The organism is Schinkia azotoformans LMG 9581 (genome assembly GCF_000307855.1).
GTDB lineage: Bacteria > Bacillota > Bacilli > Bacillales > Bacillaceae_J > Schinkia > Schinkia azotoformans.
The window spans coordinates 66,373-89,859 of record NZ_AJLR01000111.1 but is presented as its reverse complement, the minus strand read 5'-3'; the positions used below and the strand labels follow the sequence as shown (position 1 = coordinate 89,859).

The following is a 23,487-nucleotide window of genomic DNA, read 5'->3' as shown; positions in this document are numbered from 1 at the left end:
GGGTTTTATCTTTACGTAATACCTGTCCTTGTAATTCATCCTTTGTTGATATGTCTGGTAAATCTGTGGATAGAAATTCCTTAACCTTAGCTGTTTCAAAAGAAAGAATAAAAGACCGCCAATGAAAAGCAGTCTTGTCTTTTATTTATATTCAATTTCAAAGGAGTCCTCATCCAATGCCCAACCCAGAAATGGTTCTTCCCCTTTAGATATGTTTGCTAGAGGAGATTGACTAATATAGGAATAAGCCGACGCGCAAATTCCACGAGATTTAGTAGCATTGCAATAGCTTGGGTAATTACCTGGCAGGTCACTATTATCCGCAACATAGACTGTCCCTGTTACTTTAATTAACAGTTGGTTACCTTTATTTGTTTTAAAATTTGTCACATCACCAAATATATAAGCGTCACCATTGACGGTTATTTCACCATTTACTGCTCCAGTAATATCTCTAAAATAGGCATCTCCATTTTGAACAAGGATGGATGATTTATTCCCAATCGTAACTTTTCCATTAATATACAAATTACCGGATTGAATTACAATATCACTATCGTTATTGGTTAATTCAAGCCCTCCATTAATATATAGCCCTTTTATTGTGAGATCCGTTTTTTTGTCAACAACACTCGTACCGGATATTAAGATGTTACCTTTATTATTACATAGTTCAAGTCTAGTACAGCTGTTAAAATTGGAAGGCGGATTTGGAAAGATAATATCTTTCCCTATATCGTTTCCGTTGTTTGCTAGACTATGATTATCGATTAAAAAGCTCCCATTGATCACTTTCTTATACCCCATAAAGTCACCTTCACTCGTAAAATGGACCTCGATATGGTTGCAGTTACTTCGATTGATAGTTACATCTTTTATTGTTGATTGATAACTGGATTTCATAGAAGTAGGAATAGCCGGGAAACCATTTAGTTGAATTGAACTACAAAAAAGCCGTGATAGATCATCTATTTTAACTTTGGGATCTTTCAAACGAAAGTCCTTTACCTCATTTTCTGCCTTCTTTATTTGCTGGAGGGAATATTGGTGAAAATATAATATCCCCATTTCGGCCAAATTTGTTGCTTGAATCTGTTTTTGGCTAATCCCCGTTTGTTTAGCAGAATTCAGGACAGCTGCTGATAAAACGGCTGAAAAAATGAGAATAATAACCATGACCAAAAGTACAGTAACAAGGGCAGAACCTCGATTATTATGAAAAATATTCATTACCTCATCCCAGCCTCAATGCGAATAATCCCTGTCTCAATTTCAAAAGGAGTGCTCCCATTCGGAGCCGTTCCCTTAATTTTTACGTTCAAAAGATTCGTATCCGGTGAAACACTAAAAGGATTGCTTTCTGATATCTTCATATTATTGATTTCTACCTCAAAGAAAACATTTCGATTTCCAAGTGTATCCGTCGTACTATTTGGATAGGTTACGATATAAATGTTTTCATTTTTATCGTAGGAAATTGTGTAACTCCTATTTTGCTGATGAATCGTCCGCAGTTGTGTTAGTAATAGGTTTGCTTCCTGCTGAAGAAGCTGCTCGGAAGCAATATTTTTATAGCTATTCATACTATTAATCAATACAGAAGCGGCAATCCCCATTACGATTGTTGAGATGGCAATTGTTACCAACAACTCTACTAACGTTAGACCTCGATTATATTTTTCACGCATATTATAAGGAGCCTTCCAAGTAATGGTAGGTTTCAGTGATGACCGAATCCTTAGGTTCTTCTATCAGAATATGAATTAAATAGAGGGGATAATTTTTATCTTTCCTTAGCTCTAGTTGAAGTTTAAATTGCTCCTCTTTGTTAACGAAATATTGGTTATTGTCAATTCCCAAAATGATTTTCTCTTGTTCAGAAAATGGATCTTCAAACGATTTATTATGTTGAAAGATAGTGTTATTACTTTTAATAATCCCGATAACCTCTTGAGCAAGATTGATTGCCATTAATTGATGATTATTCTTATTTGTAAATAAGGCAGACTGACTAAAAAAAACGAAAAATGATAAAAGAATAACCGATAAAATTACAACTGCCACTAAGACTTCAATTAATGTAAAGCCACTCATGTCTCTTTTATTTAACACATTCATCACATTACCTTTCAGAGAACAGTGTTCTATTTATTATTTGCAACATGATTTAAATAATTCAAAAATCAAAGGATTTTAGTATGGTAATTCACAATATTGTTACAACCTTACAAGTTGTAATTTGTATTTTTTTGTATAATTAAGTCAATAGCAGGATAAATTTTACATTTGGTAAAAATGATCGGTGAAAAAGTGTTTTGAGCAGTATAAGGGAGGGAGAAAGGATGAAAGCTAAGAAATCCATTGCCATATTACTAACATTTCTGTTGTTAGTTATGCAATGCTATCCGTTCAGCGATATTTTTGCTGGAGGTCATGTAGAAGCAGCAGATACATTAGTTGAAGTCAAAGTTTTAACAGATGTAAATGTAAATGCAACACTAAACCCAGGAACAGGGGACCATTATGAACTTGGTTTAAATATGTCTAGTGGTGATGGGCTTCTTGATGTAAAACTTGTGGGTGCAGATGGGGTTGCTATATTTTATGCACCAGATTTAGCTGGGAAGTTATCTGTAGAAGAAAAGGCAAATGTGCGAGTTGAACTTCTTCCAGTTACAATGAATGATTTGCCTACGTTGAATAATTTAGTCGGTCAATTGACTTCAGAACTAAACGGTTTAGTGAATAAATTAGTTGGTGGAATAGAATCAATTCTGAACAACCCTTTAACAGGCTGGCTATTAAATGTACAAGGGCTTACTAAATTGACAACATCACTTACAGCTTTAAATAATTTGAATAAAAGTCTAGAAGACTTAACGGCTTATAATGGTCAAGCAGATGTACAAGTACTTGATAATGGACTATTGATTGTTGATTTTGGTGAAGGTCTAGGGAATCATTTGAATACAGTAGTAAATGATGTTGTGATAGAATTACTTGAAAATGTTGCTGATGCAATTGAAGGAGTAAAAGTTGGTGGGGTAGCAGGCTATCTGCTCTCACCAGTAGTAAACCCAACAATAGGATTGTTAAAAGGATTAGTTACAACTATGATTAATCCACTAATTACTAATCTAACGAATGGAGTTATTGATCTAACGAATGATTTAGTAAAACTCCATGTAATTGGTAATACAACCGTTTCCCTCAATGTATTGTTAGATAAGCCGGCTGGAGTGGTTGGTGAAACAAAGATTTATGGAGCAGTTGCAACTGATGCTCTGATTGATATTACGTTGCTAAGTAAGTTGACTAACTGGGATTCTATATTTATAAATGAAGAAGAAAGTGAAGAGGAAAATGTAGATTATAATTTGGCGTTTAACCAATCCGAATATAAAATTAATGTAAAACAAACCGATATAGATTATGACGGAATAGAAGAAATTTGGTATAAAGACCTATACAATGAACTTAATGTTGTTCCTCTTTCAGGTGAGGATCATATAAAATTGCCTAAAAAAGAGGATTTAGAATTAACTTGGAAAATTAAAGAAGGCAAGCATGTAGCAAAAATTGACGAAACAGGAAAGGTAACAGCCCAAGGAGTTGGAAAAGCAGTTATTGGGGTGACAGCAATAGATAAAAATGATCAAGTAAGAACGGCAACGGCAGAACTATTAGTTAACTTGAAAAATATGGAGTTTTCAAAACCGTTATACGTATACCCAGATGATGGAGACGACATGTTCGAAAAACTAATCATTGAACCAGATGGTTTCAACAAAACCCGAGAAGTATTTGAATGGTCATTGACTAGCGAGGATAGTACAGTGGATAATTTAGCATTAAAAGTAGATGGAAATGGCAAAGTTAAACAGAATGGTGATAAGTGTGGCTTTGTCATATTGAAGGTAAAGCTTAAAGAGACATATGATAGAATTGATGGTATATTAGAAGATTCAAATGACCAAGCGATGACATTAATAAAAATAAATAAAATAGATGGTCCGATAAAAGACCCGGTTAAAGAGTGGTAGACTTATATTGACAAACATGTAATAGCAGGCTGAGAATTTGTTCTCAACCTGCTATTTTTATTTGAATAGGCAATGTCAATCTATTTATCGAATAATGTCAGACTTTGGGTAAACGTTTGTTATATTGTCAATTTTTGGGTGAAAACCAAATAGATATTTTTGTATAATTATATAAAAACAATAAAGAATAATAGTTTTAAATGGGGGTTAATTCAATGAAAGGAAAAAAGGATTTCAGTCTATTGTTAATCAATTTTAATATTCTCTTAATAGCTTTACTAGTTTTAGGACAGGTGTGGTATCCGTTAACGGCCGATGCAGCAACAAGTTCAGCTTCATTAGATGTAAAAGTTGAACCGACAAAACCTGAAGGTTACCTTATTGATCTGAACACCGGAGTTGTGACTGCTGAGATTAATACTGGTATTTTACCCCAAGGGGTGCTAGATAGCGAAACTCGTGTTACTCCGATGGATGTAATTTTTATGGTAGACGTTTCATTATCAATGTCCGGAACTTTTGACCACGAATGGAAGAATGGATGGCTATTTCATGTCGTTAATAAATTAGAAGGGGCCCAAAGAGCCTCTAACAATCTAATAAACCAATTGAAGGAAACAACGATTGATGGTGACCGCTTTGCGATGATTTCATTTCATAACGGGCTCCAAGAAGTCCAGCCATTTAATACTTCAAATCAAAACAAAAATGCAATAAATACACATTTAGATAGTATCAATAACAGAATACAAGGTTTAAAAGTTTCAACAAAATGGTCAAACTTTCAAGCAGCATTAGATAAAGCAAATACAATGTTTGGTGATAGCAAAAATGTTAAATATATTATCTTTTTTACGGACGGATTGCCCAATGCCGGAGTACAGACCGTCCAGAGAAATATAGATGGAATGTATGAACCGAAATGGTGTATAAATTGTAAAAAGGAATATGTAAAACAAGATTATACAACAATCACAAATCATTTATTGGGGCATAGTCCATTCTTACACCGTTCAGAATTTTGGTATAACGGTAAAGAGTATAAGTACTCTTATAAGTACAATGTCTACGATTTAGCAGCTTTTGATGCAGTTAGTTCTTTAGCATCCAAAAATATAAAATTATATTCAATTGGTTTAGGCAAGTGGATGGACTTCGATAAAGAGATATTGTCGGAGTTCTCAAAGGCTACAGGGGCCAATTCCTATAATCCACAAACGCTAGATCAATTGACATCTAAATTAAGTCATATTAGTGAAACGATTAACGAAGCGGCAATGAAAGAAATCCAACTTAAGATTAATTTGAAGGATGTTTCAACTCCTGATGGCGGCCACATCGGAATACCAGATGATTCTAGTGCAACTGAAACGAAAGATGGGCATTACGCTTTAGTCAGTATACCAGATATTAAATATAAAGCTGGAGAGGGAACCCCTAGTGAATTAAATAAGTTGTTTACAATGGAATTTGATAAAGCGGGAGAATATACATTCCATGATGTGAAATTAACTTATACGGATTTAGCTGGACGAAAACAATCCATTGATGCTCCGTTTACAATAAAAGTAATAGACAATGAAAGCTTTGGTTTGAAGTTCAAAAATCCGCCATATGCGATTAATGTTTATAAAAATCCTAGTAATCTTACACTTGATTTAAATAGTGAAGTGGAGGTTGTACCACCAGTTGGTTTAGAAATTGAAGAAATCGAAATGCCGACCGACTTTACGTGGACCTCCTCCAACGAAAAAATAGCAGTAGTAAACGAAGGTATTGTTACTGCGAAAGGTGTAGGGACAACAAAGATTACAGTCGAGGCAAAAGATAAAAAAGGCAATATCGTTAAGGCGGAAACGCTAGTTAAGGTTAATCTAGAAGGAATTTCATTTGGAAAGACAATCTATGAATATACCCCTGGTTCAACCAAAAATATGTTTAATGAGCTAAAAGTCAAACCTAATGGTTTTAATATTTCACCGGATGTCCTTACATGGACAGTTACTGGCGAGAATTCTATTATAACCGTAGATGACTTTGGTAATATTGAACAAAGAGGATTAGTTAGTGGTTTTGTGGTTTTAACCGCAGAACTTAAAGATGAGTATAAAATTGACGGTGATCCCGTTACACCTCATGATAAAGCAACGACATTAATAAAAATCAATAAAACAGATAATGCAATTGGCGGGCCGCTTCAGGAGTGGTAAAAATCACCTGATAAAAAGGTATCTGAGGTTAATCGTGGCTTCAGATACCTTTTTTGTTGCAATATGATTCATTACTTAGAATTTCCTAGATTTCACTAAAAGGTTAGAATTTTGATATATCCAAAATTTTGTAATAAAATTTACATAATAAATTAATATAAATATATACCATTTTTGAAAAATATTATATTATTTAGTAGTAGAGTGTATTTTTGGGCTTATTTAATAGTGTATAAGGAACGTTAAATTATAGCTTGGAGGGATAAATTAATGATGACTAGAAACCTATTACCTTTATTACTTGTCTTTCTTTTAGTTTTTGGCGGCTTAGGAAGTTCATTTGCACAAGCAGCCCAAAAAGCCAGCCTTGATTTCGAAGTTAAGCCATCACAGACAAGCGGCTATATTATTGATCCAGAAACAGAAGTTGCAGTAGTTGATATTAATGCGAATATTATTCCAAAAGGAGTAGCGGGGGACGCTACCCGAAAAACACCAATTGATGTTGTATTTGTTTTTGATACATCAGGGTCAATGGTGTTGAATATGAAAGACCGCAGTTCTGATAAAGATAAATTTAAAAAAGCTAAAGATGCTGCAAAAAGTGCAATTGATAAATTCAAAGAATCATCGATTAATGGTGATAGGTTCGCTTTTGTACCATTTGCAATAGAAGTTGGTAGTGTTAAACAGTTTAATAGCAATACCTCAAAGTCGGCTATAGAAACACAATTAAATTCAATAAAATCATCTATAGATACACTGAAAGCAGAGGGCGGAACGAATTATTATGCAGCCTTATTAAAGGCAAATGAACTTTTTGGAAGTTCGAGCAATCCGAAATACGTCATATTTTTAACCGATGGTCGTCCAGACACATATGAAAACTACTCAAGTGCAAAAATAAGTGGTGAGTTTCCAAAAATGGAAAGAACTACGAAAGAAGTTAAGGTAAAAGAATGCTTCTTATTATGGTGTGATTGGAAGATCAAGACTCAAACTGAGGAAAAATGGTCGAGTAAAAAATATCCTGTAAACGGTATAAATGTTTCATTAAGTAGGAATAAGACCAATGGGGAAATAACATTTAATTATAATAGTGACAAATATTTATTTGGAAATGGTGACATTGACTACGCATATGCAAGGATAGCTGCTTCCAATTTGGCATCAAAAGGTGCTAAATTATATTCTGTAGGTTTTGGTTCAGATGGTGATGTCGATATGGGCTTCCTTAACGAACTTTCAAATCTTACAGGTGCTTTCGCTATTAAAGGTGAAAAATCTAATATAATCTCCATCTTTGATAGTATTACCAATACGATCATTAAACAATCAATCAGGGATATTAAAGTAAAAGTAAATATCAAGGACCCAAGTTTTCCTGGTAATGTATCTTTAAATGGGGGTGCTGTCATTGATGAGACAACCCCAAATTATGCAGTACTCAATTTCGATGATATCCAATATGAAGCGGATAAGACGCCAAGTCCATCAGGGGCAAAATCGTTTTCATTAAATATTGATGAACCAGGAACTTACACATTTAGTGATGTGAAACTTATTTACACCGATTTATCCAATGAAACAAAAACAATTGAAGGTGCACCTTTTACAGTAACCGTATTGAATAATAAAAGCGTTGGAATGAAGTTTAATGCGGATAAGTATGAGATTGATGTTGACTCTGATCCTGCGCCTACCATTGATTTTACAACTGAAGTTGTCCCTGAAACCGAGGAAGGTGAACTTCCGGAGAATATAGTATGGACTTCTACCAATAGAAATGTAGCTACAATCAATAATGGGAAATTAACACCTACTGGGGTAGGGGATACACAAATTAAAATCACAGCAGTGGATGAAGATGGGAATCCAATCCAAGCCACAACGATGATAAAGGTTAACGTAGTGATTGAAGGAATTGAATTTGATGCCCCAAGTTATCAATATAATGGTCCAATGGATATGCTTGAAAAAGATAATGAAAAAATTAAATTAATTCAATCAGCAGATAAAAAATTCAAGCTGCCTAACCCTCGAAATGTATTACAATGGGGACCGGCAGACAACGATATAATAAAGATTGAAGATGGAAATGTTACTCGAAAAGGGGATGCTTCTGGATTTCAAATAATAACAGCTAAACTTAAAGATCCAGATCCAATCAACGATTATTATAAGATTAAACCATCTGCAAAAAAGGAAGCAAGTGCTTTAATAAAAGTAAATGGAAGCAGTAAGGTAATAAAAGAACCAAAAGAACAATGGTAAGTGAAAAGAAGAGGCTCCAGGTGGGGCCTCTTCTTTCTTAATGAATCACTTGGTTGTCTACAATCACTTGCAGTCGATTTACTCGAGGAAGGGAACTAAGTTGATCGGTTATGACTCGGTTGTCGTATTCTACATAGAAACGCGAGCGTAGACCTTCGTATGAATTATAGTTAGCAAATTTTACGACATCGATTGATTCTGTTGATGGAAATTTATACCGAATTGCATTTATTATTAGTTGTTCACGGGCAAATATGCCACCTTCAATTTGAAACAGTGATCCGACCCCATAAAGGGTAGCGGTCTTATTAGTGTAGAAAACCCCTTTTAAATTTGGTGGCGTATTAATAATATTAACAAGACTTTTGTCGTCTAATGCAGCATTATCATATTCGTTCACCCTTACAATCTTTAAATCACCATTACTAATGACAACAAGCTGCTTTCCATCTGCACCATAAATATTAACGTTATCAATAGTTGTGTTACCACGCACATAAATTGTTGCATCGAATTTTAGAATTTCACTTTTGTCATCATTCTCTGCATCAGTACTTCTAATGTACAAGTCACCATTTACGAGAATATTTCCTTTAATAACAGGCGCTGTTGATAACTCTTCACTACCATTTATTTCGAGCGAACCATTAACTACGAGCCACCCTTTTTCACGATTATCTGGATTTTTTAATAGTAAATTATTATCACCACCTATTTTAAGTATATTTGGCATTGGAGTTTTATCTTCGTCTTTATTTTTAATATAAGTATTTAGTAGTCTCCGTTCAGTACTAATTTCATTCTCCGGATCAAATCTATCAATATTGGTAAAAAATATTGTGTTTGTAGTATCCTTTACGTCAGTATCAAAAAGTTTTGCTTTATAAACATTGTATGTTTCAAGCATTGATTCCTCAATTAAATAAACAGGTTTCGTGCCATCTTTATTTTTGCAAGTGAATTTCGGATTATTGTATCTCCCATCATGAGGTGTGACTGTACTTGTAATCTTTCCATTTTCTTTTTCGACAGTAGTAAAATCATTCATAAGTTCATCAGGATCGCCTGTTACTATATGATTATTCTCAACCATAGCATCTAAATTTTCTAATGCTTTAAATAGATTATCGTCTGAGCAGTTTAATTCTCCATACAAAGGGTTATTAGCAAGCGAACCATCAGAAAGTATAGGTAGTTTAGGTGCTCCAGATTCTATCCACTTAAGATAAAATGTTTCATCAAAATCCATATCAACAAAATTCGAACCAGTTGATTTTATAGCAGGTATTCCATTGATACCATCGATTTTTTCATCGAATTCACCATCAAAAAAAGGATAAAATACTTTTCCTTCTGGATTGCTAGGCTGATTATCTTTATTAATCTTTTTTGTGTATAAAGTTCCAAAAATACTAGGTCCTTGAAAATCCCCTGTGGGATTTCTAGTATTATTTTTAATGTAGTTCGCTCTACTATTGAGCTCTAATGTCGGTGCAAAAACGTTGCCGATAATGTCTGGTGAGCCGTTAATAATTAGTGCACTATCGCTGCCACGTTTTATGTCCTTATTTTCTTCATCTTTACCGATTACATCATTGATGTTAATGGGTTTATCTGTACCGAACCTCTTTCCATATGCTCCGACAGCATAATTTAAGAAGCTAGGTGTCGGTGATAATATAACATTTTCTGTTATGGTCCTTTTAATAGCAGGATTACCGGAATCTGCACCTGTATTATCAATCTTAATCTCGTAAATACGCAGAAAATTATTTTTTTTAAAATTAATCACATCAGATATACCATATTGCTTATAAATTTCCTCATTATTAATTTCAATGGTAACGCCGGTAAAAGCACTTGCTGTATTGCGAACTGCTGTTTCTACTTGACTTTTATAATCTGTAGACGGTGTCTCTTTTTGTAGTTCCTTTTCATCAATTGTGTTATTCAAATTCTCTTGCAATTTTGCCACTACTTCACTCATCAACACTTTGGTGTTTGCTGTAGTCTCAATTTCCGCTTCTCTAATTTCTGTTCGTTTAACGTTATTTACAGATGCTCCTAAAACTGCTAGGCCAAGTACTGAAAATATTAGTGTAATTAACAGGACAACGAGTAAACTAGAACCCTTTTCATTCATATAATTTTCCTTCCTTAAAATCCAAATTGACTTTTTAATTCAAGCTTGTATTTATCATTCGAAACATTTGCACGTTTAATAATTAATGATATATCAACAATTCCATTTGAACATTTTTTGTTTATAAGTTTTTTCCAATTAGTAGGGGCATGGTCTGTTTCGTCTATTATAATGGCTGCTTCGTATGAGCAAGTAGCATTAATTTTAGAGCCATCAAAATCATAATGCTCAGAATTGATTTTTTCGGATTCCGGAGGTGAGGACGAATCAATGGTAATGTTATTTGTAGAATCCACAATCGCATTATATTTTTCAAAGACTACATTATGATTATCATGATTATCGTCTATTTTAATTCTTGTAATCTTTCTATTAGAAGCATCTTTTAATTCATTGAAACTTGTAATTCCCACTTCAGTGCTTCCAGTTTTAATTTTCAATGATTCTGTACTAAGGATCTCTATGCATAATTTCGATGTCGAATCACAGTTTCTAATATCACTAATATCGCCCTCGTAAAACTTCTCCATTATCCTTGAAACAACATAATCTGCCTCATCGCGCTGTCCTTGTTCTATTCCAACTTTTTCGTATGTTTTATAGCCTGCCATTAACAAACCGTAAGCTATCCCTAATACAAGTGTACTAATGACAATGGCTGCTAACAATTCAATTAATGTAAGGCCATTATTATTTTTTAATAGTTTAGCGAAATGCCTCATCAGAGATAACTCCTTCTAGGACAATATTGTCTCTTTTTTTATGCCATGTAACAACAACATAGAATTTCATTAATTGTGATTCATAATTCGGAGACCCTGATAAAATGGGATTAATTTGACCTATAATAGCTGTTTGGTCATTTTCAGATTTTAATAGATTGATTAGTTGATCACTTTTTGTTCTATCTTCATAATAGTCTGTTAAATAGACTTTAATCTGGTCTTTAAAGTCAATATTGTTGATTTCAGGTGCTAATACAGATAAGCAGATTCTGCCATCTTCTATTTTATTTCCTGAAGGGTCTACTCCACTAGTAAATAGAGGGAAATCGTTAAATTCTGATTCGCTACATGTCGAAAGGTCTCGATTCCCGTCAACGCTTGGTTTTACGCAAGTCTCATCTTCAACACAGTCTCCCCAACTCAATGTTACAAATTTGTTGCCACCTTTTGTATCATCGAGATAACCTTTAATAACAAAAATGTTTTGCTTCTCCATATAATTAACAACATTCCTAGCAATATTCACAGCAATAGTTTTATTCCTACTATCCATTGTGTAATCATACGCTTGCAAGAAGAAGCGAAATAGGGGGAAAACGATTAGAAAAATAAGTGTAAGAGATAGTAAGACTTCTAGTAATGTAAATCCGTTTTTGTTTTTAAATGAATGAATGGTGAACAAATTTTCCCCTTCTTTCGAGTGTTTTTACTATTGTGGTAGTTGTTTGTAGATTATCGTCGGAATATGTTAAGAATTGTATAACATTATCTTAATTTACTTTTAAATTACCAATTTTTATTATACAATAAAATTCAGGTTAAAAAGTGTCATTTTTCATACACTTGGGAAATAAATGGAATGATTAATCTTTGATATGAAAGCGGGTGATGATTTGGAAGTTTATATTTTTGGATTTCTCTTCATTTTGATTCTAATACCTATTTTATATATCGTTCCGATTGGTTTTAATAAGAAGGAAAAAGTATTGATCGCAGGCCTATCTTTCATACTTGCAGAGGTTGGCATGTTGGTCAACAAATTCCTTCCTTTATGGAAGGCGATTCTTATCATGTTGTTGTTTGCATTAATTGCTACCTATTTTTATGAGACAAGGTTAAGATCCCGTTTTGAAAAGGGGAAAGACACTAATAAACGTTCATTAAAAGGGCAACTTGCTGGAATAGATTTACCTGGGAATGAGTTTAAAATGATTGATAAACCGCAAGATGATGAAGTCCAAAAAGATTTTGGCGACTATAATCTAGGTCAAGATGCGATTGACAGATTGCTTTTTGAAAAGAAACAAGCTGAATTAATACAAGACTCCGATAGCTTAGCAGAATTACCATCCAATCTGGCAACAGAAGAACCTATATCCGAAAACGAAAATCTCGATCATATTGAGGAGCAGAGTGGCGTAATTGAGGACTCCTATAATAATACTGAGCTTTTTTCTGATTTTGATGAGGCACAGCAATTAGAAGAAGACAGACAAGCAATCATCTCAGAACAAGATGAAACAGAAGTAATCGCTGTCAATGAACCGGAAATGCAACCAAACACTGAGGAACAACATGAAGATGAAACTCAACTAGAAATAGTAGACGCAACAGAAGAGCAGGACGTTTTAGAGATACTTTCCGATGAAATTTTATCTAATGAAGTTTTACAAAATGAATCTATAGGATCAGAAGACGTTGATTTAGAAGATTTAGTAAGTGGGCAACGTTTCGATAACGATGATGATGTTGGTAAGGATTCTATTCATACTTCTGACACGGCTGAGCCTGAGGATAATGAAGTTGAGTTGTTGCAACGGCGGTCTGCATTATTTGAAGAACTTGAAGGGGAAAGCATCATCGAAAATGCCGATCTATTTAGTGAAGAAGAAGCTGAAAAAAATGAATCAGTCATCGAAGAAATATTGGAAGAAGCTGAATCGGAACCACAAGACATCGAGAATGAAATTGAGTTAGAGGAAAATATTCAAATTGAAAAACTGGAAAAAGTCAATAAGGTAGAAACTGAAGATAACAATACTACAGATCACATCATAGAAGATATGGAAGTGCTTGAAGTCATCGATGAAATCCAAATCATTGATGAAAACAGTAAAAACACTGATATCACTGAAGATGATATTCCATCACTAAAAGAAGAGCATGAAATAGAAAAAATTTCTGAAACAATAATGGAAGACATCACCCCACAAATCAAAGATGATTATGAGGAAATATTGGATAAACATGAATACATTTCTACTAGTGAAAATACTGAAAACAGCAGTAAAATAGGTAATGATGTAGAAGAAAAGACTGATATTCTGAACAAAGTGATAGAACAAGTAAATCAACCGAAAGAAACAAAAACACAACAACAAATGGTCCAAACAATGCTGGACTATATTAATGTATCGAAACGAAGCTTATCAGCGGGCGAGTATGAAGATCTAGTTCGTGCCCATATGCATTCAGAATTATCGGATCATGATTATTATACTTTCGCTTATCTATTAATCGAACATTATATTTCACATGGGAAATCTGATGAATTATTCGATTTGCTGAAAAATCTAGATAGCAAATTCTCTAAATATCCAGTTTTAAAACAACAGATAAATTATCTTATTGAAAGATACTGTTAATAAGCAAAAGACAATAAGACAAATTCAACAAAGAAGCAGAAAAATTAAAAACAGGTATGGTGAATAAGATGAAAAAAAGTAATCAAATAGTAGGACTGCCAATCATTTGTATTTCTGATGGATCAGAAATTGGGGCTGTAAAATCGCTAGTTATTAATCCAGATAAAGGCTCAATTGATTTCATAATTATTGAGAAGGAAGATTGGCAAGTAAGTGTCAAGGCCATCCCTTATAAAAAGGTTGTTGGAATTGGGGAATATGCGGTTACGGTAGAATCCGATAATGCTGTGATTGATTTAAATGAGATCCCAATTGCAAATCAATTAGTCAATAAGAAAATAAAAATTAATGGTTCTAAAGTAATGACTCGAAAAGGTGAGTTAATAGGTGAAATAATCGAATATTACCTAGATGAGGATAATGGTCAAATACTAGGGGCATCCCTTAATGTTGCTAACCGTGAAGTAATCATCGCTTCAAGCAGTGTCATTACGTATGGAAGAGAAATTATTATCGTAAAAGAAAATGCCTCTAATTATTTTTTGGACACGCCTGAACAATTGATTCAAGACAAAGGAATAAAGGGTGATCCATTTCAAAATGAACTTGCTGAAGATTACCATATAAAAGGCGGTACGGATTTATTCGAAGATCTAACTGCCACATCCAAAAGACAAGCTAAGCAAGAACTTGATTTTGAACCGGACCCTGTCAAAGCTATTAAAGATCAGCAATATGAAATCTTAAAAGGGAAGGTAACAACAAAGGATCTACTTGATTTAGACGGTAATGTCCTTATTTCTAAAGGGACTGTTTTGGGAAAAGAAGAAATTTTAAAAGCACAACAACTGGGCCCGAGCACAATTGTTCAGTTATCTATGAATGTTGAAGGTGAATAAGGGGTGATCTAACCTGTGAGTAGATATTTGAATGTGAAGCTATTTGGGTTATTGATCACATGTGCAGGACTTATTTTTATACTTTCTTATTTAAGTACAAAAACATATGAAACAGTATTTCATGATCAAAACCCAGTGTTTGCAAGTGGAACGATGATTAGTTCAATTTCTTTAGATGGTATGTCAAAAGAGCAAGCAGAGTCTGAATTAACGAACAAAATCCAGGAATGGAGCAAGGCCAGCTCCTTCTCCCTTCGATATCAAAACAAAACAACAGAATTGCCTGACAATATCATTAGTATTGATGAAAATGCAAGTATACAAAAGGTAAAAGATGGCCAACAAGTTGGGTTAGTGGTTGTTATTGACAAATCATTACTAGACGAAGCCATAAACAAAACGATTGAGAATAAAGCAATTTTAAAAGATTTAGATATTGATAAGCTTGAAGAGGCATTAATACATTCAGTCCAAGAGCTTCAGGCTGAACCAAAGCAATTTCAGTTATTGGCTTACCTCAAAACAACGGGTGAAAATGCCAAAAAGGAATTAACAGTAAGTAATATTAAGGGGATTGCCAACCAGTATAAAAATCTTGAAACAATCCTAACGAATCAAAAGGAATTTGAAATTGGGCCGAATGAGACTTTTTCATTTCAAAATGTTTTTGATAGTAATCAGCCGAATAATGAAGCGCTTGGCATGATTGCATCGGGTATTTATGAAGCTATTCTTCCAACCAATTTCATGATAGTAGAAAGAAATATAAGCAAACAATTACCATCCTATAGTGAACTTGGCTTGGAAGCAAAGGTTTCAGACAAAATGGACCTGGTATTTGCTAACCCTAATCCATATTCGTATAAAATCACATTCAGTCTATTAAAGGATACATTGCAGGTAAAATTAATTGGTCCACCATTCCCTTACAAATATAGTATAAAAAAAGAAACAGAATCATACTCACCTAAGACAGTGCTCCAATTTTCAGCTAAACTTTCTCCAATACAATCAAAGATAATTGATAAAGGAAAAAATGGTTTGTTAGCAAAAGTATATCGTGAAGCCAAAGATGATCAAAATCTAATTATTGAAACAACCTTTGTTTCTGAAGACTTTTATCCACCTGTATATCGGGTCGTACAATCGGGACTCCTACCATCAGAAAAAAGTGCAAGTGAGAATAATAGTGAAAATGGTGGCAATGATAGTAAACAAAACTTAGAGAATTCAAGTAATGGTAGTGGCGATTTAAATAGTACTAACATGCTACCAACAGAAACTGACATTGAAAATCCATCTTAAGAAAGCTAATACGGTTAGCCAATATGTTAGTAGGTGATCTCATGAAATCGAAGCGGAAACGACTTGGTGATTTACTGGTTGAAAATGGTCTTATCACCCATGATCAACTACAGGAAGCTTTAGCAGATAAAGAAGAAGGACAAAAACTAGGAAATGTTCTTATTAAAAAAGGATATATAACAGAACAACAATTAATAGAAGTGCTCGAATTTCAGTTGGGAATTCCGCACGTTAGCTTGTTTCAATATCCAATTGACATCAATTTAGTCAATCTAGTTCCAAAAGAATTTGCACGAAGGAAATCTCTTGTTCCCTTAAAAAAATCGGGCGATCGTCTCTTTGTGGCAATGGCAGATCCAATGGATTACATTTCAATTGATGATTTACGCCTCAGAACCGGATTTCAAATTGAGACGGTTATTGCAACAAAAGAAGACATCCAAAGAACAATCAACCGCTATTATGAGTCTGATGATTCTTATAATATTGATGAAATTGGAAAATTAAACCCGATAATACAAGAAGAGGTAGAACAGATTACCGATGAAGATGCCCCAATCGTTAAATTAGTGAATCAACTGTTGTTGAATGCTGTTCAGCAACGTGCAAGTGACATTCATATTGATCCACAAGAAGATAAAGTATTGGTGCGTTACCGCGTTGACGGAGTTCTGAAAACAGAACGAACATTATCGAAAAATACTCAAAATGTGTTAACAGCAAGAATCAAAATTATGTCAAAGCTTGATATTACTGAAAGTAGAGTCCCACAAGACGGGCGTATCAAACGGACGATTGATTTCCACCCAGTTGATTTACGTATTTCAACCTTACCAACGGTATATGGTGAGAAGATTGTAATGCGGATTCTCGATTTAGGAAGTGCGTTGACGGATATTAATAAGCTATCCCTGAATAAATTGAATCATCAGCGTTTTATAGAATTGATTGAAAGACCGAATGGAATCATTCTGATTACAGGACCAACGGGGTCAGGAAAATCTACTACCTTATATGCGGCTTTGAATCACTTGAATCACGAAGGTACTAATATTATTACGGTAGAGGACCCAGTGGAATATCAGCTTGAAGGAATTAATCAGGTGCAAGTCAACGCTAACGTTGGGATGACCTTTGCAAGAGGATTACGAGCTATCCTTCGTCAAGATCCAAATATTATTATGGTCGGGGAAATTCGCGACCAAGAAACAGCGGAAATTGCCATTCGTTCCTCACTTACAGGACATTTAGTCTTAAGTACAATCCATACGAATGATGCGATTAGTACAGTTACGAGATTAGTAGATATGGGGATTGAACCGTTTTTAGTTGCGTCATCATTAGCTGGCATTCTTTCACAGCGCCTCGTCCGTCGGGTATGCCGGGATTGTGCAGAGACGGTCATTCCAACAAAGAGTGAATTGCAGCTTTTTGAAAGACGGGGAATGAAAATCGATAAGGTTGTAAGGGGCCGGGGCTGCGGCCGTTGCAATATGACAGGCTATAAAGGGCGGCTTGCTGTTCACGAACTACTTGTCATTGACGAGAAGATTCGCCGGATGATTATGGATCAAGAAACTGTTTCTAAAATTCGTGAACAGGCGATCCGCAACCAAATGATTTTTTTACTCGATGATGGCTTATTGAAAGTGAAACAAGGGTTAACAACAACAGAAGAAATATTAAAAATTGCGTTAAGTGAATAGGGGATTGCAATGAAAAACCGGATCGAAACTTTGATGCGAGCAGCCTATGAATTAAGAGCTTCTGACTTGCATTTAACAGTCGGAGTACCTCCTATCTTGAGAATTCATGGGGATTTAAAACGATATGGGACAGAAACGCTAAAGCCTTTAGACATCGAACAGATGGCACAGGCCATTGTTTCTCCTAAAATGTGGGAGCGGTATTTGGAAGTTGGTGAAATCGACTTCTCTTATGGAATTAAACAAGTATCCCGTTTTCGTATAAATATTTATCAGCAGCGTTCCTGTGTATGTATGGCAATTCGTGTCGTCCCAACAAAGATTCCAACCGTTGAAGAATTAAAAATGCCTGAGATATTGAAAAAAATTACGACAAAACCACAAGGACTTGTTTTAGTTACCGGTCCAACCGGTAGCGGTAAATCGACAACGCTAGCATCGATGATTGATCATATGAATCGTAATATGAAAAAACATATTATTACGCTCGAAGATCCTATTGAATATCTCCACAAGCATAACAATTGTATCATTGATCAGCGTGAAATCGGCTTTGATACGGGTTCATTTGCATCAGGATTACGGGCTTCATTGCGTCAAGACCCAGATGTTATTCTAGTTGGAGAATTGCGAGATTTAGAGACTATTTCGACAGCGATTACAGCAGCCGAGACGGGCCATCTTGTGTATGGAACACTACATACGTCAAGTGCACCTGCGACGATTGATAGGATTATCGATGTTTTTCCGCCAAATCAGCAGGGACAAGTAAGAGTTCAGCTGGCAACAGTTTTAGTAGCTATTATTTCACAACGGCTCTTCCCGACCATTGACAAATCAGGAAGACGGGCTGCGACAGAGGTATTAATCAATAATTCAGCTGTAGCCAACTTAATACGCAACGAAAAAATCCATCAAATTATGAATATTATGCAAACAAGCCGTGGTACTGGCATGCATACACTTGAGATGGATATTAAAAATCTAGTAGCAAGAGGTGTTATATCAAAAGAAATTGCAGATCCATTTTTATTAGAACATCAAGGAGAAATGTAGAAATATACAATTTATTGTATTTTTTTACAAATTTCATCATTTTGTAATATTTTCATATTCCTTTTACTAATTTTTTACTATAAAATGTATGTGAAGGATGCATTCAAAGAGGGTTGATGCCATGGCACAATTTAAATACACAGCTAGAAATATGAGCGGGCAAAAGCTGGCGGGAACAGTAAAAGCTGACTCAAGAAGGGAAGCCATCTCCAAATTAAAGGATCGAGGGGTTCGCGTTCTACATATAGAAGACATCCCGGAAACAGCGCTCAATAAAGATATTTATATTGGCAATCCAGTCAAATTAAAAGACTTTGTCATATTTCTTCGGCAGTTTTCAACATTGTTGAAAGCCGGTGTAACCATTGTTGATTCTACAAAAATACTAAGCATGCAAACTGAAAGTAAAGCTTTACGAAAAGCTCTAGCCAATGTTTTAGAAGATTTAAACCAGGGTATACCACTTTCTGAATGTGCTACTAAGCATAAGCGAATCTTTCCACCAATGTTTATTAATTTAGTAAAGGCAGGAGAAGCGAGCGGTGCCCTCGATGATACATTAGAGAGATTAGGCGACCATTTTGAAAAGCAGCATGAAACAAAACAGAAAATACAGTCAGCATTAGCCTATCCAATTGTTGTTGGGATTATTGCAATTGGCGTTGTGATCTTTCTATTAAACAATGTTGTTCCGACATTCGCTGATATGTTCGCTGATTTTGGCGGTGAACTTCCTGCGATTACGCAATTTGTGCTTGCAGCCAGCGATTGGATTCAAACGAAATGGTGGATTATTTTACTAATAGCTATTATTATAGGTATTTTTTTAGTAGTGTTAAAGAAAAACGACTCGACTAAGTATTATGTCGATTATGCGATATTGAGAATTCCAATATTTGGCAAGTTGGTCCAAAAGGCATTGCTGGCCCGAATGACTAGTACCTTAAGCTCGTTATTTGCTAGTTCCGTTCCAATTTTAGAAGCCGTTTCTATCGTTGAAAAAGTTGTAGAAAATGAAGTGTTTGCTAAAGTGCTTCGTGAATCTCGAAAAGCCTTAGAGCAAGGGATTTCGTTAACAGTACCGATGAAAACCCATTGGGTCTTTCCACCGCTTGTCGTACAAATGATATCAATCGGTGAAAAAACTGGTGCCCTCGATGCCATGCTCGCCAAGGTGGCTGGTTTCTATGAACTAGAAGTAAACACGGCCACAGACCAAATTAAATCATTAATCGAGCCATTAATGATTGTTGTCTTAGCAGCAATTGTTGGGACAATCGTTCTTTCAATTATGGTGCCAATGTTCTCAATCTTTGGTCAAATTAAGTAAATTCGTAATAATTTCTATTATTGCGCTATTTATACAAAAACAAAAAACAAACACATAAAGGGGGAAAATTTTATGCTAAAACGAATTTTAAAAAATGAAAAAGGTTTGACATTAATTGAATTGCTAGCAGTAGTTGTTATTTTGGGGATTATTGCAGCGATTGCAGTGCCAGCGATTGGGAAGATTATTGATGATTCACGGCAGAAAGCCGTAGTATCTGATGCACTACAAATTATTAATGCTTCTAAAATTGCTAAAGCACAGAATCCATCAAAAAATAAGTTTGACGGTACAGGTGGGGATGATGCCGTAGATTTGGATGATTACTTGGATTCTCCATTACCTACTGGTGTAGTAGTTACTTTTGATGCAACTTCAGGTCAATGGTCAATAAATGGACATACGAAATTAGAATCAGCTAATACACAATATTCATTAGGTTTTACAGATGGTACGAATGGAATATCAGAGACAGATTTAGTTGACTTTTTAGAAAATGGTAAAAAGGCAGCTACAGGAGGTTAATAAACTTTTAAACCCGAGGCATATACAGTACTGTATATGCCTTATTAATCTAAAACTAAGGATGCAATGATATGACAGTATTTTTATACATTTACATTTTTATAGTTGGTCTTGCCCTAGGCTCGTTTTTTAATGTCGTTGGGTTACGTATACCTAATAATCAATCCATCGTAAAACCACGCTCAGCCTGTCCAAGTTGTCAAAAACAATTAACATCAATTCAATTAATACCCGTCTTCTCGTATGTATTGCAAAAGGGTCAATGTAAAAATTGTAACGAAAAAATCTCACCAATTTATCCTTTCATGGAACTTTTAACGGCTATTCTTTTTACGATATCGCCATTAATGGTGGGATGGTCAAAAGAATTGATTGTCGCGTTAACGTTAGTTTCAATGCTGATTATTATCGTCGTTTCAGATATAAAATACATGCTCATCCCGGATAAAGTCCTATTATTTTTCGCACCATTATTTATCATTGAACGTATTTTTATTCCACTCGATCCATGGTGGAGTCCCATCCTTGGTGCGGCTTTAGGATTTGGACTATTATTACTTATTGCAATTGTAAGTCGGGGTGGTATGGGCGGTGGCGATATAAAACTGTTTGCTATACTCGGACTTGTGCTTGGCTGGAAATTAGTTTTGTTGGCTTTTTTTATGTCTACCTTATTCGGATCAATTTTCGGTATAATCGGCCTACTTATAAAAAAAGTCGAACGAGGAAAACCAATGCCTTTTGGACCCTATATCGCTCTAGGTACCATTGTTACCTATTTCTGGGGTGAAGTTTTAATAAACTGGTACAGTGTCAATTTCTTATCAACGTTACTCTAACTATGTATTCCATCAGCTGATTATTGCGACCGAGTTTGATTGGACAACGTACCAAATAATGATCAGATGGAATCTAAGTTTTTAGGCGGACAAACACGAATATAGTCTAACTTCCCAGAGACTCCCAGATGTTTATTCGTGTCCGCCTAAAAACTTGCAATGATCGCAACTTTTGGATTGTCCAATCACTTTAGGAAGCGATAATCAGCTAATGGAATATTTGAGCCTTTTCAATTTTTAATGAAAAAGGAGAACAACAACGTGTTCAAAAAATATCTATTAAATTCAAAAGGACTCACTCTTTTAGAATTATTAGCAGTTGTTGTCATCCTAGGTATCATTTCAGTCATTGCGATGATCGCAATCGTAAATGTGATTGCTAACACGAAGAAGGACGCTCATATTGCCAACGCAATCCTTTTAGTGAATGAAGCAAAAAAATATATTATCACCGAGCAAATAGAAATCAATGACTCGTCAGGACAAACAATCTATTTAAAGACGCTAATAGATCAACAATATTTAAGTCCGATTAAAGATCCACATTCAGATGGTTACTATGATCCGGATGAAACCAATGTCAAGATCATTAAAGTTGGAAATAGAAATGTATATACTGTGGCTTTAAAAAGCACAACCAATGGTTTTTATACAAACCATGTCAAAGATGTTTTTTTATTAACTAGAGAAGATATAGAGATAAAAGCTCCATAAACTAAAGTACTAGATTTACATAATTTAATCATACAAACCTACTAGAATAATATAGTACAATGTTCATGAGGTATTGTGAGGGGGATTCAGATGGTTTTGCGGCTTTTTGGTAAAAAGCGTTGTGCGAATATCGTTATTAAAGACCATGTCATTCGCTTTGTTGAAGTTCGTTCGTCCTCTCCACTCAGTGTCCGATTACAAGGAGAGCGTGAATTGCCTCCCGGGATTATTCATGAAGGAAATATTATCGATAAAGAGTCTTTTATTATGATCCTAGAGGAATGTGTGGAAGAATGGAAAGTTAAAGGACAGGATGTGCGCTTTATTGTTCCTGATTCTTTTGTCGTAATTAGAACAGTTGATGTACCAAATGATTTAAATGATGACGAAATAAAGGGGTATTTATATTTGGAGCTTGGAACAAGCATTCATTTACCGTTTGAGGATCCCGTTTTCGATATATTTGTCCTTGGAACAACTGAAAATAAAAAAAATGTGCTCCTGTTTGCAGCACCGGAACAAATCGTACTTGATTATGTAGAAGTTTTAGAGGAAGTAAAGCTGAAACCGATCGTTGCAGATATTGCACCGCTATCCATTTATCGGTTATATACAAACTTAGACCAAGCTAATCCAAAGGATCATTTAATGATTATTCAGTTTGACTTGCCAATGGTGAATGTTAGTATATTTCACGATGATACGCCGGTCTTTCATCGTCATTTAGTGATCGATTTGAACTATTCGTTATGGAAGAAAAACTATAATGGGGAGTTTGAATGGAAAGGTGAACAAGCCGATTTAATGGGTCAAATGGAAGATACTTATACGGAAATCGATCGAATCATGAATTTTTATCGTTTTTCAATGCAACAAGGAAATCAAGAAGTAACTAGAATCCTATTAACCGGTGATCATCCGCAATTTGATGATATAAAAAAACGACTAATAGAATTGTATGAAATCCCGATAGATACGATTCAAGATGCAACATTAGTTGATTCAAATGGAGAAGAGTTACAACGTAAATTTCACCTTGCTCTTGGACTTGCCATGAAAGAGGGGCAGTGACA

Annotated in this window: 19 protein-coding genes; 13 read left to right on the top strand and 6 right to left on the bottom strand. The window is 34.9% G+C overall.

Annotated features, from left to right (window positions below; translation table 11 throughout):
- Positions 1-141: 141 nt before the first annotated feature.
- The 3 genes from BAZO_RS12120 to BAZO_RS12110 are packed head-to-tail and all read right to left on the bottom strand — an operon-like array spanning position 142 to position 2,118.
- Entirely contained in the window at positions 142-1,230 is a 1,089-nt protein-coding gene (locus tag BAZO_RS12120) for a hypothetical protein (RefSeq protein WP_003331834.1), read from the bottom strand.
- Complete coding sequence (locus BAZO_RS21230) at positions 1,230-1,688, bottom strand: PilW family protein (RefSeq protein WP_003331832.1); 459 nt, start codon at positions 1,686-1,688, stop codon at positions 1,230-1,232. Before BAZO_RS21230 ends, BAZO_RS12120 begins: the two co-directional genes overlap by 1 nt.
- Position 1,689: 1 nt before the next feature.
- The gene (locus tag BAZO_RS12110; RefSeq protein ID WP_003331831.1) at positions 1,690-2,118 is read right to left on the bottom strand and encodes a type IV pilus modification PilV family protein; all 429 of its coding nucleotides are present in this window, start codon (positions 2,116-2,118) and stop codon (positions 1,690-1,692) included.
- A gap of 224 nt (positions 2,119-2,342) precedes the next feature.
- On the opposite strand from BAZO_RS12110, the gene BAZO_RS21225 reads away from it, so the two are divergent.
- The 3 genes from BAZO_RS21225 to BAZO_RS12095 all read left to right on the top strand — a co-directional run bounded on the left by BAZO_RS21225 (position 2,343) and on the right by BAZO_RS12095 (position 8,527).
- Entirely contained in the window at positions 2,343-4,043 is a 1,701-nt protein-coding gene (locus BAZO_RS21225; RefSeq protein ID WP_003331830.1) for an adhesive domain-containing protein, read from the top strand.
- 215 nt (positions 4,044-4,258) lie between these two features.
- Positions 4,259-6,253: a VWA domain-containing protein gene (locus BAZO_RS22765; protein WP_003331829.1), complete on the top strand. Its 1,995-nt coding sequence runs from the start codon at positions 4,259-4,261 to the stop codon at positions 6,251-6,253.
- A gap of 270 nt (positions 6,254-6,523) precedes the next feature.
- Positions 6,524-8,527: a vWA domain-containing protein gene (locus tag BAZO_RS12095; protein WP_003331828.1), complete on the top strand. Its 2,004-nt coding sequence runs from the start codon at positions 6,524-6,526 to the stop codon at positions 8,525-8,527.
- A 37-nt stretch (positions 8,528-8,564) separates the two neighbouring features.
- Here BAZO_RS12095 and BAZO_RS12090 read toward each other — a convergent pair whose 3' ends face one another.
- From BAZO_RS12090 to BAZO_RS21215, 3 genes are read right to left on the bottom strand one after another with little or no spacing between them, the layout of a single operon-like run.
- Positions 8,565-10,670, bottom strand: a complete 2,106-nt coding sequence (locus BAZO_RS12090) for a hypothetical protein (protein ID WP_003331827.1) — start codon at positions 10,668-10,670, stop codon at positions 8,565-8,567.
- A 14-nt stretch (positions 10,671-10,684) separates the two neighbouring features.
- Positions 10,685-11,392: a PilW family protein gene (locus BAZO_RS21220; protein ID WP_003331826.1), complete on the bottom strand. Its 708-nt coding sequence runs from the start codon at positions 11,390-11,392 to the stop codon at positions 10,685-10,687.
- Positions 11,376-12,077, bottom strand: coding sequence for a prepilin-type N-terminal cleavage/methylation domain-containing protein (locus BAZO_RS21215; protein ID WP_003331825.1), 702 nt, complete (start codon positions 12,075-12,077; stop codon positions 11,376-11,378). Before BAZO_RS21215 ends, BAZO_RS21220 begins: the two co-directional genes overlap by 17 nt.
- 211 nt (positions 12,078-12,288) lie before the next feature.
- Here BAZO_RS21215 and BAZO_RS12075 point away from each other — a divergent pair, with 211 nt between their 5' ends.
- From BAZO_RS12075 to pilM, 10 genes are all read left to right on the top strand, one after another.
- Positions 12,289-14,040 (top strand): hypothetical protein, encoded by a 1,752-nt coding sequence (locus BAZO_RS12075; RefSeq protein WP_157382126.1) that lies wholly within the window; start codon positions 12,289-12,291, stop codon positions 14,038-14,040.
- A 68-nt stretch (positions 14,041-14,108) separates the two neighbouring features.
- A complete protein-coding gene (locus tag BAZO_RS12070) occupies positions 14,109-14,939 on the top strand; it encodes a PRC-barrel domain-containing protein (RefSeq protein WP_003331823.1) in 831 nt (276 codons plus the stop codon).
- A gap of 15 nt (positions 14,940-14,954) precedes the next feature.
- Positions 14,955-16,244 (top strand): VanW family protein, encoded by a 1,290-nt coding sequence (locus BAZO_RS21210; protein WP_003331822.1) that lies wholly within the window; start codon positions 14,955-14,957, stop codon positions 16,242-16,244.
- 41 nt (positions 16,245-16,285) lie between these two features.
- Positions 16,286-17,950: a GspE/PulE family protein gene (locus BAZO_RS12060; RefSeq protein WP_003331821.1), complete on the top strand. Its 1,665-nt coding sequence runs from the start codon at positions 16,286-16,288 to the stop codon at positions 17,948-17,950.
- A 9-nt stretch (positions 17,951-17,959) separates the two neighbouring features.
- Positions 17,960-19,006, top strand: a complete 1,047-nt coding sequence (locus tag BAZO_RS12055) for a type IV pilus twitching motility protein PilT (protein ID WP_003331820.1) — start codon at positions 17,960-17,962, stop codon at positions 19,004-19,006.
- A 121-nt stretch (positions 19,007-19,127) separates the two neighbouring features.
- On the top strand, positions 19,128-20,336 hold the full coding sequence (locus tag BAZO_RS12050; protein ID WP_003331819.1) for a type II secretion system F family protein: 1,209 nt from the start codon (positions 19,128-19,130) through the stop codon (positions 20,334-20,336).
- 72 nt (positions 20,337-20,408) lie between these two features.
- Positions 20,409-20,861, top strand: a complete 453-nt coding sequence (locus tag BAZO_RS21770) for a type II secretion system protein (protein WP_003331817.1) — start codon at positions 20,409-20,411, stop codon at positions 20,859-20,861.
- Between the two features lie 71 nt (positions 20,862-20,932).
- On the top strand, positions 20,933-21,700 hold the full coding sequence (locus BAZO_RS12040; protein ID WP_003331816.1) for a prepilin peptidase: 768 nt from the start codon (positions 20,933-20,935) through the stop codon (positions 21,698-21,700).
- A 261-nt stretch (positions 21,701-21,961) separates the two neighbouring features.
- Complete coding sequence (locus BAZO_RS12035; protein ID WP_003331815.1) at positions 21,962-22,414, top strand: type II secretion system protein; 453 nt, start codon at positions 21,962-21,964, stop codon at positions 22,412-22,414.
- A 90-nt stretch (positions 22,415-22,504) separates the two neighbouring features.
- Positions 22,505-23,485: a type IV pilus biogenesis protein PilM gene (gene pilM, locus BAZO_RS12030; RefSeq protein ID WP_003331814.1), complete on the top strand. Its 981-nt coding sequence runs from the start codon at positions 22,505-22,507 to the stop codon at positions 23,483-23,485.
- Positions 23,486-23,487 lie beyond the last annotated feature (2 nt).